This is a genomic window from Stenotrophomonas sp. 22385 (genome assembly GCF_052045085.1).
Classification (GTDB): Bacteria; Pseudomonadota; Gammaproteobacteria; order Xanthomonadales; family Xanthomonadaceae; genus Stenotrophomonas.
In genome coordinates, this window is the sequence record NZ_JBQEOG010000002.1 from 37,760 (window position 1) to 52,780 (window position 15,021).

Annotated in this window: 13 protein-coding genes; 8 read left to right on the plus strand and 5 right to left on the minus strand. The window is 66.8% G+C overall.

The window, feature by feature from the left end:
* Positions 1–55 precede the first annotated feature (55 nt).
* The 5 genes from ACTJI4_RS04635 to ACTJI4_RS04655 are packed head-to-tail and all read right to left on the minus strand — an operon-like array spanning position 56 to position 5,594.
* Positions 56–1,348, minus strand: coding sequence for an APC family permease (locus ACTJI4_RS04635; RefSeq protein WP_440868652.1), 1,293 nt, complete (start codon positions 1,346–1,348; stop codon positions 56–58).
* Positions 1,345–2,139 (minus strand): L,D-transpeptidase family protein, encoded by a 795-nt coding sequence (locus ACTJI4_RS04640; protein WP_440868653.1) that lies wholly within the window; start codon positions 2,137–2,139, stop codon positions 1,345–1,347. Before ACTJI4_RS04640 ends, ACTJI4_RS04635 begins: the two co-directional genes overlap by 4 nt.
* 17 nt (positions 2,140–2,156) lie before the next feature.
* On the minus strand, positions 2,157–3,005 hold the full coding sequence (locus tag ACTJI4_RS04645; protein ID WP_440868654.1) for a MurR/RpiR family transcriptional regulator: 849 nt from the start codon (positions 3,003–3,005) through the stop codon (positions 2,157–2,159).
* Positions 3,006–3,045: 40 nt separating this feature from the next.
* Positions 3,046–4,152: a dipeptide epimerase gene (locus ACTJI4_RS04650; RefSeq protein WP_440868655.1), complete on the minus strand. Its 1,107-nt coding sequence runs from the start codon at positions 4,150–4,152 to the stop codon at positions 3,046–3,048.
* Complete coding sequence (locus tag ACTJI4_RS04655; RefSeq protein ID WP_440868656.1) at positions 4,152–5,594, minus strand: C40 family peptidase; 1,443 nt, start codon at positions 5,592–5,594, stop codon at positions 4,152–4,154. The genes ACTJI4_RS04650 and ACTJI4_RS04655 overlap by 1 nt, the downstream gene beginning before the upstream one ends.
* A gap of 132 nt (positions 5,595–5,726) precedes the next feature.
* Here ACTJI4_RS04655 and ACTJI4_RS04660 point away from each other — a divergent pair, with 132 nt between their 5' ends.
* The 8 genes from ACTJI4_RS04660 (at position 5,727) to ACTJI4_RS04695 (ending at position 15,020) form a co-directional block, all read left to right on the plus strand.
* Positions 5,727–7,211 (plus strand): transglutaminase-like domain-containing protein, encoded by a 1,485-nt coding sequence (locus ACTJI4_RS04660; RefSeq protein WP_440868657.1) that lies wholly within the window; start codon positions 5,727–5,729, stop codon positions 7,209–7,211.
* Between the two features lie 61 nt (positions 7,212–7,272).
* Positions 7,273–10,272, plus strand: coding sequence for a TonB-dependent receptor (locus tag ACTJI4_RS04665; protein ID WP_440868658.1), 3,000 nt, complete (start codon positions 7,273–7,275; stop codon positions 10,270–10,272).
* A 4-nt stretch (positions 10,273–10,276) separates the two neighbouring features.
* The gene (locus ACTJI4_RS04670) at positions 10,277–11,986 is read left to right on the plus strand and encodes a serine hydrolase domain-containing protein (protein ID WP_440868659.1); all 1,710 of its coding nucleotides are present in this window, start codon (positions 10,277–10,279) and stop codon (positions 11,984–11,986) included.
* Complete coding sequence (locus tag ACTJI4_RS04675) at positions 11,952–12,578, plus strand: M15 family metallopeptidase (RefSeq protein WP_440868660.1); 627 nt, start codon at positions 11,952–11,954, stop codon at positions 12,576–12,578. Before ACTJI4_RS04670 ends, ACTJI4_RS04675 begins: the two co-directional genes overlap by 35 nt.
* 38 nt (positions 12,579–12,616) lie before the next feature.
* On the plus strand, positions 12,617–12,994 hold the full coding sequence (locus ACTJI4_RS04680) for a hypothetical protein (protein ID WP_440868661.1): 378 nt from the start codon (positions 12,617–12,619) through the stop codon (positions 12,992–12,994).
* Between the two features lie 220 nt (positions 12,995–13,214).
* Complete coding sequence (locus ACTJI4_RS04685) at positions 13,215–13,637, plus strand: EF-hand domain-containing protein (protein ID WP_392919806.1); 423 nt, start codon at positions 13,215–13,217, stop codon at positions 13,635–13,637.
* A 95-nt stretch (positions 13,638–13,732) separates the two neighbouring features.
* Complete coding sequence (locus ACTJI4_RS04690; protein ID WP_392919803.1) at positions 13,733–14,482, plus strand: HAD family hydrolase; 750 nt, start codon at positions 13,733–13,735, stop codon at positions 14,480–14,482.
* Between the two features lie 4 nt (positions 14,483–14,486).
* Positions 14,487–15,020 carry a hypothetical protein gene (locus ACTJI4_RS04695; RefSeq protein ID WP_440868662.1) on the plus strand — a complete coding sequence of 178 codons (534 nt, stop codon included), beginning with the start codon at positions 14,487–14,489 and terminating at the stop codon, positions 15,018–15,020.
* The last annotated feature ends 1 nt before the right edge of the window (position 15,021 follow it).

A 15,021-nucleotide genomic window follows, 5' to 3' on the forward strand; every position in this document is an offset into this window, starting at 1 on the left:
CACCGGGTTAACGCCGCGGGCGCACGGGGTGAACAGCGCATCAAGCGCCGTTCGCTCACACCGTCTTGCGCGGCAGCAGGTAGATCACCGCGCCAACCGCGAACGCGATCAGCGCAGCCACGATGTTCTGCCAGCTGGCACTGGCAAACAGCGCCAGGCACAGCACCAGTGCCAGGATCGGAATCAGCGGGCCACCGGGCAGCTTCAGCGCGCCGGGGCGGTCGCGGAAGCGGCGGGCCAGCACGATCACAGCCGCCGCCGTGCCGATGTACGCGAACAGGCGCGTGGTCATCGACAGCAGCGCCAGCTGCACGAACGAGCCGGACAACGCCAGCAGCAGCGCGATCAGGCCCTGGGTGATGATCGCCGCGGCCGGCGTGCGGAAGCGCGGATGCACCTGCGCCAGCAGCTTCGGCCCGTAGCCATCGCGCGCCAGCGCGAACAGGAAGCGCGGGCCCATCATCATCGTGTTGCTGTTGGTGCCCAGGATGGAAATCGTCGCGCCCACCGTGAGGATCAGGGCCAGCGCCTCGCCGCCGAAGCCGGCGGCGGCATCGGCCAGCGGCGTGGCCGAATCGGCCAGGCCCGGCAACGTGCCCTGCGCGATGAACTGCACCGCGCCGTAGATCACCGTTACCGTGATGATCATGGTGATCAGCGCGAACGGGATGTCGCGGCGCGGGTTGCGGTACTCACCGGCTGCAGCCGGGATGTTCTCGAAGCCGGCATAGGCATACAGCAGCAGCAACGCCGCCTCGCCCATGCGTTGCAGGTCATGCGGGTCCGGGCGGGTGCCGGAGAAGGCCAGGTCGGTATCCACGTAGAACGCGCCGATCGCCACGAACAGCAGCAGCGGCAGCATCTTGCCGATCACCAGCACGATCCCGGTCCGCGCTGCCGAGCGCACACCGGCCACGTTCACCGCGGTCAGGAACCCCAGCGAGGCCACGATCACCAGCACCCGGCCCACATCGTGCCCGGCCCAGGGCCAGAACCGGGCCACTGCATCGGCCAGCGCATTACTCAACGCGGCCGCCGAACTGATCCGGGTCAGCCAGATCATCCAGCCGATCTCGAACCCGGCAAAGCGCCCGAACGCCTCGCGTGCATACAGATAACTGCCGCCGGGCTCATCGAAATAACTGGCCGCCTGCGCGTAACAGAGCACCAGCAGTGCCACCACGATGCCTGCCGCCACCACGCCCCACAGGCTGAACGGCCCCAGCAGGAGCACGGTAGCGGCCGGCAGCAGGTAGATGCCACTGCCGATCACGTCGTTGATCGACAACCCCACGATCTGCCAGCGGCTGACCGCGCGTTCCAGTTGCGGTTCGGGCGCGGCGCTCATCGTGCGGCCTTGGGCAGCGGCGGCAGCTGCCAGTCCTGCTGCAGGCGCTGGTACTGGGCGCGCGGCAGCAGCACGAACACCGGGCGCTGGGCCGGGTCGAGCCAGGCCAGCAGGCCACGCATGTGTTCGGGCTGCATCGCCGTGCAGCCGGCCGTGGCCTCACCCGGCGTGCGCCACAGGTGCGCGAAGATGCAGCTGCCCCGGCCCGGCTCGGCGTTCGGGTTGTGCTCGATCACGAAGCCTTCGCGGTAACGCACGTCGCCCTTGTTGTGCAGGTCCAGCCGCATCGGTTCGGTGGACCCTTCGACCGCATCGGCCCCTACGACCTCGGCATCGACGATGCGGTTGTAATACTTCGAGTCGGGTACATCCATGCAGTAGCTGCTCTCCAGCATCGGCTGGTAGGGCATCGCGCTGGCGATCTTCGGCGCATAGCCGAACGCCGGACCGATACTGAACATGCCGGCCGGGCTGCGGCCATCACCCTCCTGCTTCAGCGGCTCGCCCGGCTGCTGCGGCCCACTGCCGTTCGGCGCGGGCGCTACGCCCACACCCCAGGCGCTGCCGCTGCGGCCCACCGCCACATCGAATGCGGCGCCATGTGGCTGCCAGCCCTGTGGGGTACGTGCATAGGCCTGCAACCTACCCTGTGTGGCATCCCAGCCATCGGTGGTGACCACGATCATCTGGCCGTTGTCGTGCAGCGGCGTGGCCACGGGGGTGAGTGCCGAAGCAGGCAGGGCGCTGGCAACCAGCACGGTGGCAAAGGCGGTACGCAGCAGCGACAGCATCGGGTGCACTCCGGGAATCAGGTGTCGATCAGGTGTTCGATCCGTTCCAGGTTCACCCCGAGCTGGCGGTGGCGGTCCGGGTTGGCGTGGCAGAGCAGCACGAACACGAAGTCCAGCAGCGACTGCAAGGCAGAACGGTACAACAGTTGCGCCACGTGCGGCGCCGGATCGTGCGCGCACACCACCAGCGCGCCATCGGCGTGCGCGCGCAGCGGGTTGGCGCTGTGGCGGGTGATCGACACCACCTTGCCGCCCACGTCCTGGAACTGGCGCGAGAGCTGGAACAACTGCGGCAGCTTGCCGAATTCGGAAAACACCAGCAGCACATCGCCCGGCCGCGCCGCCGACAGGTTGGCCATCATCAGGATCGGGTCGGCGTGGTGCACGGTGAGCATGCCCAGCAGCGACAGCCGCATCGCGAATTCGCGCGCGTACAGACCATCATCGCCCAGCCCGTACACGAACAGCTTGGGCGCGCCATCGATCAGCTGCACGATCGCTTCCACGTCCGCCTGCAGGTTGGCCAGCCGGGTTTCCTCGTCGGCTGCGGTGCGGCTCAGGCGCAGGCGCTCGGCCAGCTGGTCGTAATCGTTGCCCGGCGCGGCGGCCGGCGGGCCGGCGCCCGGATCGTTGCCGGCGCGCGCTACGGCCTGGCCGATGGAATACTTCAGGTCCGGGTAGCCCTTGAAGCCGAGCTTCTGGCTGAACTTGACCACGCTGGACTGGCTGATGCCCAGCGCGCTGGCCAGCTGCTGCGAGGAGTAATCGCGCAGCAGGTGGGCATTGTCGAGGATGAAATCAGCGATGCGGCGTTCGATTGCCGACATGTGGTCACGCTCGGAGCGGATTTTCACCAGGGGCGGCATGGGTCAGGCAACGGTTCCAATCAAAAGGGGGCGGGGCACGTTACCAGCGCGGCGGCCTGATCATCTCCAGACCGCGCACTTCAGTGATGCCCAGACCGGGCGCGTCGCTGATGGTGATCTCCGACTCGTTGAACTGTACCCCGCCCGTGACCGGGTTGAACTGCCCCAGCGACGGCCCGTCCAGGTCCACCTTGGTGATCACCTCGCTCTTGGCCACCGCCAGGTGCACGGCCGCGGCCACGCTGATGCTTGATTCGATCATGCAGCCGATCATGCACGGCACCCCGTAGATGGCGGCGATGTCGGCAATCCGGATCGCGTTGGACAGCCCGCCGGTTTTCATCAGCTTGATGTTGATGATGTCGGCCGCGCGCTGCTGGATCAGGTCGAACACCTGGCCCGGGTTGAATACGCTCTCATCGGCCATCACCGGCGTGTTGACCCGGTCGGTTACATACTTCAGCCCGCTGATGTCGGCCGCCTTCACCGGCTGCTCCAGCAGTTCCAGCACCACCCCGGCCTCTTCCAGCGTGCGCATGGCATGCACCGCCTGCTTGGCGGTCCAGCCCTGGTTGGCATCCAGCCGCAGCAGGGCGCGGCCCTGCACGGCCGCATGGATCGCCTTCACCCGCTCGATATCCAGCCCGATGTCCTTGCCGACCTTGATCTTCAGCGACTCGAAGCCGCGGTCGATCGCCGACAGCGAATCGGCCACCATCTTGTCGATGTAATCCACGCTGATGGTGATGTCGGTGGTGATCACCGGGTCGCCACCGCCCAGCATCTGGTACAGCGGCGCCTTGTGCAGCTGCGCCCACAGGTCGTACAACGCGATTTCCACCGCTGCCTTGGCGCTGGTGTTGCGTTCCATCGATGACTGGATCAGCGCGCAGTTGCGGTTGAGCTCGGCCACGTCCTGGCCGACCAGGCGCGGCTTGATGAAGGTGTTGATCGCCTCGATGATCGAACCGTGGGTATCGCCGGTGATCACCGCCGTGGCCGGCGCCTCGCCGTAGCCGGTGTGGCCGGTATCGGTGCGGACCAGCACCACCAGGTCTTCCACCGTGTCCACGGTGCGCAGTGCGGTCTTGAACGGGGTTTTCAGCGGCACGCGCAGCATGCCAAGTTCAATGTCGGTGATTTTCATCAAGGAGTCTGGGGCCGGATGCGCTGGATGTTGGTGATGCGGTCGATATAGCTCACGGTGTCGCTGGCCATCATCGGCTGCAGCGGCGTCACCGAGACGCCATTGAGGTGGGCCTGCACGCGCTTGCCGCCCGGGCCGAACCAGCTGCCGCCGGCGGTGTCGTGGATCATCCACGTCTGTCCGTCGAGCTGGCCAATGGTGACCATCACGTGGCCGGGAATGTAGACCAGGTCGCCCACCTGCAGCTGCTGAACGGCCGCGTTGCGCTTGGCCTTGCCGTCCTTGTCGCTGAAGGCGATACGGTCCAGCGCCGGACTGATCGCCTGCGCACTGGTATTGCGCGGTACCAGCACGCCGAAGCTGCGGTAGATCTCGGAGACGAAGCCGCTGCAGTCACGGGTGTCGTACGAATGGCCCCAGCCGTAACGCTCGCCCAGGAACTTGAAGCTCTGGCTGAGCAGGTTGCGCGGTGTCAGTGGCAGGTAGTCGCTGGCCGTATCCTGCGAACGGGGCAGCAAGGCCGGCACCAGGGCCAGGGTGCCGTCGTCGTTGCGGACCGGCAACTGCACCACGTGCGCGCCATGTGCCTGCTGGCCATTCACGGCCTGCGCCATCGGCCAGTCGGCCAGCACCGGCAGGCGCACGCCCATCTCCAGCTGCAGCCGCGACACGCGCGGCTCTTCCGGGGTGAACGCGGTGTACGCGGTGGCGCCGGTCACCACGCGATACGGACCGTGCTGGCCGTAGCCCAGCACCGTGGCCGCATCGCCCACGCCCACGAAGCGCTTCTCGATCCACGCCGAATAGCGTTCACTGGTGACGAACAGCCACTGCCCATCCGCGCTTTCATGCAGCACCGCTACCGCATCGCCCGGGAACAGCGCGGACTCCTGGAAGCGGTCGATATCGGTATCGCCCTGCGAGGTGAACACCCGCAGCGCGGTCGGGAATGCGCGCAGTGCGGCGCGGTGGGTGACCAGGCCGTACTGCAGCGGGCGCTCGGCAGGAATGGCGTCCAGCGCCAGGTTGGCCTCGATCGCCGGACGCGCGGTGGCGGCCACCGGTTTGCCGTCCTCACCGAACAGCGGCTTCTGCGGCCAGCGCGAGAGCGCCTGGATGTCGGCCAGCACCGTGGCGCGCGGCAGGCGCGCGGGCAGGGCGCGCAGGTCATGAATGGAGGTGTCTTCGGCGCGCATGCGCGCGTTCTGCGCCGCGATGCCCGAGCGATCCAGGATCACCCGGTCGGCATCGGGCAGCCGCGCCGCCCAGAACGCCGGGTCCAGATAGGCCTCACGCAGGCCCACCACGCCAGCAAAGTCGGAAGGGCTGGCGACAGGCGCCTGAGCCCAGGTAGCAGCGGCGGGCAGGGCGAGCACCGCGGCCAGCAAGGCACGCGCCGGCCACGCAAGCCGCGCGGGGCGGCGGGGGGAAGCCTGGATCATGGAGCGGTCACCCTCCTCGAAAGCGTCAGGAATATTTATTCCTTTTTCCAGCGAAAGCAAGAATAAATTATTGACCACCTGTCAGGCCCGTGTTACACAGCGATTACCACCTGCACCTTGGGAAGTGTCGCCGTGGATCTGCCCGTACGCAAACCGCGTTCTTCTGCCTCGACCTTCGCCCGGCGCGCCGCGACGGCGTGCCTGCTGCTGGGCATTGCCTCGGCCGGGGCGCAGGCGCCGGCGCTGGATGCGGTGGTGGCGCAGATCGACCACGGCGACTTTGCCGCTGCCGACGCGCGCATCGCTGCGGCCATCAACGATCCCGCGCTCAGCGAAGACGCACGTGCGGCTTATGCGTTCCAGCGCGAGCGGATGCGCCGCATGCGGCTGGACTTCACCCTGGACGAGGCTGCCGCCAAGGCGATGGTGCGCAAGCAGATCCCGGACCTGCGCGATGACGAGTTCGCGCGCTGGGATGCCGCCGGGCTGATCGAACACCTGGACATCGACGGTGAACGCCGCTACTTCAAGCGCGCGCCGGCCAACCTGTTCCGGGTCAGCGCCGAAGCCAAGGCACGCCGCGCACCCAACGTCCCGCTACCGGTGGATGGCCCGTACGAGAACCTCGCCCCGCACCACGAAGAAGTGATCGCGGCGGCCAAGGCCAGCGGCGCCACCAGCCTGGTGCCACGCCGCGTGGAAGTCACCCAGTCGATCACGGTCAAACCCGATGCCGTGCCCGCCGGCGAACTGCTGCAGGCCTGGATTCCTTACCCGCGCGCCATTCCCGGCCAGCAGGAAGACATCCGCTGGATCGGCCCGAAAAGCGGTGCGGTGATCGCGCCCGAAGCCGCCCAGCAGCGCACGGTCCACCTGCAGCAGAAAGCGGTGGCGGGAACGCCGACCCGCTTCGAGATCCGCTACGCCGTCACTGTCTACGCGCGCCACATCGCGATCGATCCGGCCAAGGTGCTGCCCACGCCGGCCGATGCCGCGCTGCAGCCCTACCTGGCCGAACAAGCGCCGCACGTGGTGTTCACCCCGGCGTTGCGTGCGTTCTCGCAGCGCGTGGTCGGCAATGAGACCAACCCCTACCGGGTCGCTCAGAAGCTGTTCGACGCGGTCGACCAGATCCCATGGGCCGGCGCCCGCGAATACTCGACCATCTCCAACATCAGCGACTACGCCCTGCACGCTGGCCATGCCGACTGCGGACAGCAGACACTGCTGCTGATCGCCTTGTTGCGGCTCAACGGCATTCCCGCGCGCTGGCAGTCGGGCATGGTCTATTCGGACGACGCGGTGGGCTACAACAACCTGCACGACTGGGGCGCGCTGTACCTGGCCCCGTATGGCTGGGTGCCGATGGATGTCACCACCGGCCGCCTGCAGAGCGCGGACCCGGCGCTGCGCGATTTCTACTTCGGCGGGCTCGATGCCTACCGCATCGCCTTCAACGACGACTTCCAGCAGCCGTTCCAGCCGGCCAAGCGGTACCCCCGTTCGGACACCGTGGATTCGCAGCGCGGTGAAGTCGAATGGTCCGGCGGCAACCTGTATTTCGATCAGTGGAATTACGACTTCCAATCGCACGTGGTGCCAGCCACGCCGCGGTAGCACCCCACCGTTGGTGGGGTAATCAACATTGTTTTTTCACCCTTGAAGGAGAGAGCAGGGAATGAAAGCGAACGGTTTGAAGCGGGCGGCGCTATGCGTCGCATTGGGTGCGTGCCTCGGTGTCGTGGCACCGGCGGCGATGGCGCAGGATGGGTCGGTGGCGGGCAGGCTGTTGAGCGAACCAGGCCAGCAACTGGATGGTGCCACCGTCACGGTGCGCAACCCGGCCACCGGCTTCGTGCGCTCGGTGCGCGCCGATGCCAACGGCAGCTACCGCATTCCCCTGCTGCCGGTGGGCACCTACGACCTGGAAGTGGCCGTGGCCGGCGGCGCGCCGGCGCGCGTAGGCCAGGTCAACGTGACACTGGGCAATGCCACCACGGTGAACGTGCCGGTCAGCGGCGTGAACACCTTGGGCGCAGTGCAGGTCAGGGCCCCCCAGGTGGTGAACATGGTGGACGTGCGCTCCACCGAATCGGCCACCAACATCACCCGCGAAGAGCTCTCGCGCCTGCCGGTGGACCGCGACATCACCGCCGTCGCCCTGCTGGCGCCGGGCGCGGTGAAGGGCAAGGGCTCGCTGGGCGGGCAGGGCATCTCCTTCGGTGGCTCGTCAGTCGCGGAAAACACCGTGTACGTCAACGGCCTGAACGTTACCGACTTCTACAACCGGGTCGGCTTCTCGTCGGTGCCGTTCGGCTTCTACCAGGAGTTCCAGGTCAAGACCGGCGGCTACTCGGTGGAGTTCGGGCGCAGCACCGGCGGCGTCATCAACGCCGTGACCCGCTCGGGCACCAATGAATTCCAGACCGGTGCGCAGCTGGTGGTGGAACCGCGCGCGTGGCAGTCGCAGGCCCGCGACCGCTACGACCGCAACGGAAGCCGCTACATCACCGCCAGCCAGGATGACTACTCGCGCAGCGCCCTGAACGTGTTCGCCTCCGGCGCGCTGGTACAGGACAAGCTGTTCTTCTTCGGCATGTACGAAGCGCGCGACTACCAGCCCAACTCCACCAACGACGCCGGCACCGTGTTCAACCGCGGCAGCGCCGATGACCCGTTCTGGGGCGGCAAGCTGGACTGGCAGATCACCGACAACCAGATGCTGTCGCTGTTCGGCTTCTCCGACAAAAGCGACACCATCACCGACGTCTACAGGTACGACTACGCCACCGGCGACATCGTCGGCGACCGCACCAACCAGATCTACAACACGGTCGGCGGCAAGAACTGGTCGGGCACCTACAGCTGGCAGGTCAACAACGACCTGACCATGAAGCTCATGTATGGCGAGAACAAGCGCAACCGTTCGCAGAGCAGCCTGATGGACCAGAACTGCAACCGCGTGTTCGACAACCGCACCGCCAGCCAGGGCGTGCCCACCGGCCTGCAGGGCGACCGCAGCTGCACCAGCAGCTCGCAGGTGGAATCGGCACTGGATACCCGCAAGGCGGCCCGTGCCGACTTCGAGTGGGCCCTGGGTGACCACCTGCTGCGCTTCGGCCTGGACCGCGAAGAGAACACCTCCGATTACGAACGCTCCTACCCGGGTCCGGGCGGGCTGCGCTACGACATCTACTACCGCACTCCCGGCAGCTCGCTCAACGGCGGCACCGTGCCGGCCAGCGGACTGGTCGCGCGCACCCGCCGCTATGAAGTGGCCGGTTCGTTCGAGACCATCAACTCCGCGTACTACATCGAAGACAACTGGCAGGTCACCCCCAACCTGCTGCTGAACATCGGCGCGCGCGTGGAAGGCTTCGACAACAAGGGCGGTGACGGCGACAGCTACATCAAGATCGACAACATGTTCGCCCCGCGCCTGGGCTTTTCCTGGGACGTCAGGGGCGATGGCACCACCAAGGTGTTCGGCAACCTCGGCCGCTACTTCCTGCCGGTGGCCAACGTCATCAACATCAAGCAGGCCGGCGGCTTCCTGGATGAGCGTACCTGGTACGAGTTCCTCGGCTACTCCGGTGGCGGGAACAACATCCCGGTACTGGGCGGCCAGATCGGCCCGGTGGACAACTCGCAGGGCGACGGCAGCGTGCCGGACCTGCGCGCCGAAGTGAACCGCGACATGGACCCGGTGTACCAGGATGAAGCGATCCTCGGCTTCCAGCACATGCTCAGCGAATCCTGGTCGGTCGGCGCCAGCGTCACCTATCGCCGCCTGAACAATGCCATTGATGACATGAACATCACCGCGACCGGCCAGTGTGGTGAGGTCGACAGCGTGTGGATCATGGGCAACCCGGGTCGCACCAACACCGTGTGGGGCGACACCGATTGCGATGGCAGCAATGATGGCTGGATCAACATCGACACCGCCCGCGAAGGCTGGGCGCTGTATGACGACGACGGCAACTACGTGGGCCAGCGTGGCTGGGTCAAGCCGAAGCGTGATTACAAGGCGCTGGAACTCCAGGTCGACCGTGCATGGGATGGCAAGTGGGGCTTCAACGCGTCCTACACCCTGGCCTATGGCAAGGGCAACGCCGAAGGTCCAGTCAATTCCGATACCGACTTCGCCGATTCGGGCCGTACCGAGAACTTCGACAACCCATGGGTCAACTACCGCGGCTACGGCTACCTGGCCAATGATCGCCGCCACCAGTTCAAGTTCCGCGGCAGCTACGCGCTCACCGAAAACCTGACCGTGGCGGCCACGCTGGGCATCCAGTCCGGCAGCCCGATCACCCGCTTTGGTGCAGGCAACCCGTTTGATGCCACCGATTTCCACAGCTATTTCGTGTGCGTATCCAACTGCCAGTCCAGCGTGCCGTCCGAACGCGTGTTCGTGCATTCGCCGCGTGCCGGTGATGGCCGCACCCCCTGGACCTACGACCTGGACATGAGCATCGCCTACAAGGTGCCGGTGCCGCTGGACATCAGCCTGAAGCTGGCCGTGTACAACGTGCTCAACCAGCAGCGCATCGTCTCGGTGGACCAGGACTACGAGCCGCAGGACAGCATCGGCACACCGAACCCGCTGTACGGTTACGGCACCGGGTTCCAGTCGCCGCGCTATGCGCAGCTCACGGTTACGTGGAACTATTGAGCGCATGAGCGTCTTGAAACCGTGGGTGGCGTGCGTGGCGGCGGGGGTCATGGCTTCGGCCACCGCCGCAGCCGCCGAGCCCGGCTTCCAGGCGATGTTCGACCAGACCCGGCAGCACTACGCGCTGCCGGGACTGGCCATGGCCGTGGTGGATGACGGCCGCGTGGTCTATACCCACACCGCCGGTGAACGCCGCGCCGGCAGTGGCGAGCCCATCGATGCCGACACCCTGTTCAAGATCGCGTCCAACAGCAAGGCCATGACTGCGGCAGTCCTGGCGCGGCTGGTCGACCGTGGCCTGCTGGCGTGGGACGACCCCGTTACAAAGTACCTGCCGCAGTTCCGCATGCACGATCCGTGGGTCACCGAACACATGCAGGTGCGCGACCTGCTCATCCACAACAGCGGGCTGGGCCTTGGCGCGGGCGACCTGATGCTCTGGCCCGAACCCAATGCCTTCACCCGCGCCGACATCATGGCCGGTCTTGCCCATCTCAAGCCGGTCACCAGCTTCCGCAGCGGTTACGCCTACGACAACCTGATGTATGTGGTGGCCGGTGAGGTGGCCGCCGCCGCCGGGGGCAAGCCGTATGACCAGCTGCTGCGCGAGGAAGTCTTCGGCCCGCTCGGCATGACCCGCTGCCAGGCCGGCGCGTGGTCGGTGGCGAAGGTGGGCAACGTGGCCCAGCCGCATGTCCCCCGCGAAGGTCGCAACGCGGTGGTCAATGCTGACACCGACATCGCGCCGGACCTGACCTCGATGGCGGCTGGCGGCATCCGCTGCAGCCTGCGCGACATGACCCGCTGGATGCAGGTCCTGCTGGATCCCAGCCTGGTGCCTGGCTGGCTCAGCGATACCCAGCGCCGCGCGCTGTGGACCGCGCACATGCCCATGCCGCTGGGCGAACGCCAGCGCCGCTGGGACAACGCGCATTTCTCCGCCTATGGCTATGGCTGGCGGCTGTCGGACATGGACGGGCAGTGGAAGGTCGCCCACACCGGCACGTTGTCGGGTATGTACTCCTCGCTCGCGCTGCTGCCGGACCGCAGGGTGGGCGTGGTGATCCTGATCAATGGCGAAGGCGAGGACGCGCGCACCGTGCTCATGCAGGCCGCGCTCAAGCATTACACCGCGCCAGAGCAGCTGCAGACCGTTGCCGGTTACTCCGGGCAGCTGCAGGCCGAACGGACCCAGCGCCGCAACACCACCCACGTACTGCCAGACACGACGGCACGCAAACCCGTAGAGCCACGCCCTGCGTGGCTGAGCAGCGCCGACCATCCCGCAGCCACGCAGGGCGTGGCTCTACGCAGCGCCGACCATCCCTCAGCCGTGCAGGGCCTCTATCGCGACCCCTGGCTGGGCCAGGCCCGCCTCTGCCCCGAAAACAACCGCCTGCGTTTCAGCGTGGACAAATCGCCGTCACTGCGCGGAACCGTGATGCAGCTCGATACCCGCTGGCTGGTGCAGTGGGATACCCTCGGGGCGGATGCAGAACCCTGGCTGCAGGTGGAGCCGGGCACCCCGCCGGCGCTCCGCCTGAGCGCGATCGATCCGGATATCGACTTCAGCTATGACTACCAGGACCTGCACTTCACCCGCGTCGGCGATTGCCCTCAGCCTGCTGCTCGCCTTGGCCGCGCCCGCGGTGGTGTCGGCCCAGCCGGTGCACATCGCCTTGGTCCGTACCGCCGAGCAGGCCGGCCTGGTTGACATCACCACGCTCTCGCCGGATATCAAGCTCGACATGCGCTACGCCGGCGCCAACAACTTCACCGGCCGCCCGGTACCCGGGTACGAGGCACCCAAGTGCTTCCTGCTGCGCCCCGCGGCCAAGGCGCTGGCCCAGGTGGAAGCCGACCTGCGCGCGGGCGGCTATGGCCTGCAGCTGTTCGACTGCTACCGTCCGGCACAGTCGGTCCGCTCCTTCGTGGCCTGGGCCAACGACCCGCTCGAGCAATCACGCAAGGCGCAGCAGTACCCCGGTCTGGACAAGCCGGCGCTGCTGGGCGGCTACATCGCCGAAACCTCCGGGCACAGCCGCGGCGCCACCGTCGACCTGGGCCTGCTCGACTGCCGCAGCGACCCGTGCAGCGTGATCGACATGGGCACCGACTTCGACTTCTTTGGCCCGCGCGCGCATACCGACGCGCCCGACATCACCCCCACCCAGTACCGCAACCGGCAGACCCTGCTGCAGGCCATGCAGCGCCGGGGCTTTGCCAACTACCCGCAGGAGTGGTGGCACTTCACCCTCACGCCCGAGCCCAGCCCCACCACGGCCTACGACGTTCCGGTTCGCTGAGCGCCTACAATGCGCGCTCACCGAACCCACGGAACACGATGAACCTGCCGCTGCATTTTGGATTGCTGGGCACGCTTGAAGCCGGCCTGATCGCCCTGCTGCTGGGCGTACTGGTGTATGCGCTGTGGCACCGGCTGTGCCGCTGGGCGGGGTGGTCGGACGGGCACGCCATCGGCTGGTCCTGCGTAATCGCCGTGGCGGGCGCGGCTGGCATCGATGCCTGGAACCTGTTCTACATGGGCATGATGCGGCTCGAGTCGCCGCTGTATGCGCGCCTGTTCCTGGCCACCATCCACGATCCAAACGAACTGGGCTCGCGCGTGGTCATCGAAGTGGCCGGTGCACTCGGTGGTGTTGCACTGGGCTGGCTGATATTCAGTTCCCGCTCAGGCGAAAAAAGCGCCACCGAACGCTGAGTTTTCGTTCGCATCCGGTTAAATCCGGGCGCATTGAATGATCACCTTACCAACCGCTCACCTGTGCGTAACCGCACCGGTAATGGAGCGCGGCGCGCGGGTGGTTAAGACCGTGTGCGAAGGCCGGTTGCGGCGCAAGATTGATTCACAAACGGGGTGTCAGTCTGGGGTCGTGCGGCAAACAACGAGCCGCGCAACATCCCACAAGGAGACCACCCAGATGACTATTCGCAACCGCAAGCCCCTGATCGCCCTGATCGTCGCCGCCGGCAGTGTTCTGGCCATTCCGGCGATGGCCCAGACCGCCCAGCAGAGCGCCGCGCAGGCACAGACCCAGGCCGCGCAGGCCCAGCAGTCGGCGGCACAGGCCGACCAGGCGGCGGATGCCGCCACCGGCGCCGCTGCCCAGGCGTCGGCGCAGGCTGGCGGCGGTGGCGGTGGCGGCCAGACCTGGGCCAGCGTTGATACCGACGGTGACGGCGCCATCAGCAAGACCGAGGCCCAGGTGAACGCCGGCCTTGCCCAGGTCTTCGACCAGGCTGACAGCAACAAGGACGGCAAGCTGACCCCGGACGAGTACAAGGCGTATGTCGCCGCCCAGCAGGGCGCCGCAGCCGGCGGCAACGCCGCCCCGGGCCGCTAAACGCGCAACTGCCTGAAACCGATGGACAACGGTGAATGGCCTGGAAGGGCGGCTTGGGCCGCCCTTCCTTCTTTTCGCCTTGGTATCCTTGCCCGATGATGACCTCCATGCCCGCGCCCACCGGCGCCATCGGTCTGGTCGGTTTTGACGGTGACGATACGCTGTGGAAGAGCGAGGACTACTACCGCAAGGCCGAGCAGGATTACCTCGACATCCTGTCGCGCTACATCGACGTGCACGACACCGCCACCGCGCGCCACCTGCTCGAGGTGCAGCAGCGCAACCTGGGCGTGTTCGGCTACGGTGTAAAGGGCATGACCCTGTCGATGCTGGAAGCGGCCATCGAGATCACCGGAAAGGCCATTGCCGCACGCGACCTGCAGCTGATCCTCGACATCGGCCATGACACCCTGCGCCATCCGGTCGAACTGATCGACGGCGTGCGCGAGTCCGTCGCCGAGATCGCCCGCGATTACCCGGTGGTATTGATCACCAAGGGCGACCTGTTCCACCAGGAAGCCAAGATCAAGGTCGCCAACCTGCGCGAGTTGTTCCCGCGCATCGAAATCGTCTCCGAGAAGGACCCGGAAACCTACGCGCGCGTACTCGAAGAGTTCGACCTGCCGATGGAGCGTTTCGTCATGGTCGGCAACTCGCTGCGCTCGGATATCGAGCCGGTGGTTACCCTGGGCGGCTGGGGCATCCACACCCCGTACGCAGTGACCTGGGCGCACGAAACCCAGCATGGCGTGGCCGCCGACGAACCGCGCATGGTGGAAGCGGCCACCGCCTTCGACTGGCCGCAGGCCCTGCGCGCCATTGAAGCCAAGGCGGCGGGCGGCTGAGCCGGTGAAGCGCCTGCGCCTGCTGCTGGTGGTCCTGCTGCTGTGGTTGCCGGTGCTGGCGGCCGCACAGCAGACCCCCGAGAAATCCCAGGTCTACCAGGTCGATACCGGTGATGCCTGGGTCGATACCCAGCTGCAGGACATCAACCATTACGCCGAGCGCTACCCGCAGAGCTTCCTCGACGAGGTAGCGCGTTACGCCAGCGTCCCGCGCGATTACATCGCCGCGCTGTTCTACACCCACGGCTGGCAGGCCGGCGATATCTACTTCGCCTGCTTCTGGGCCAAGGCCACCGAACGCTCCTGCCGGGATGCCGTACAGGCCTGGTCGCGCTTCGTGCCCGAAGAAGGCGACGACAAGCGCTGGGCCGAGGTGGTGACCAGAATGCCGGTCACCCCGACCAACCAGCACTGGCGCACCCTGCGCCACGCCATCGTGGCCAGCCACGACCACTGGGACCGCCCGGTCACCCTCGACGCCACCCTCAAGCGCCAGCTCGGCGACCGCGCCCAGCGCGACAAAGCCGCCAAGCGGTAGG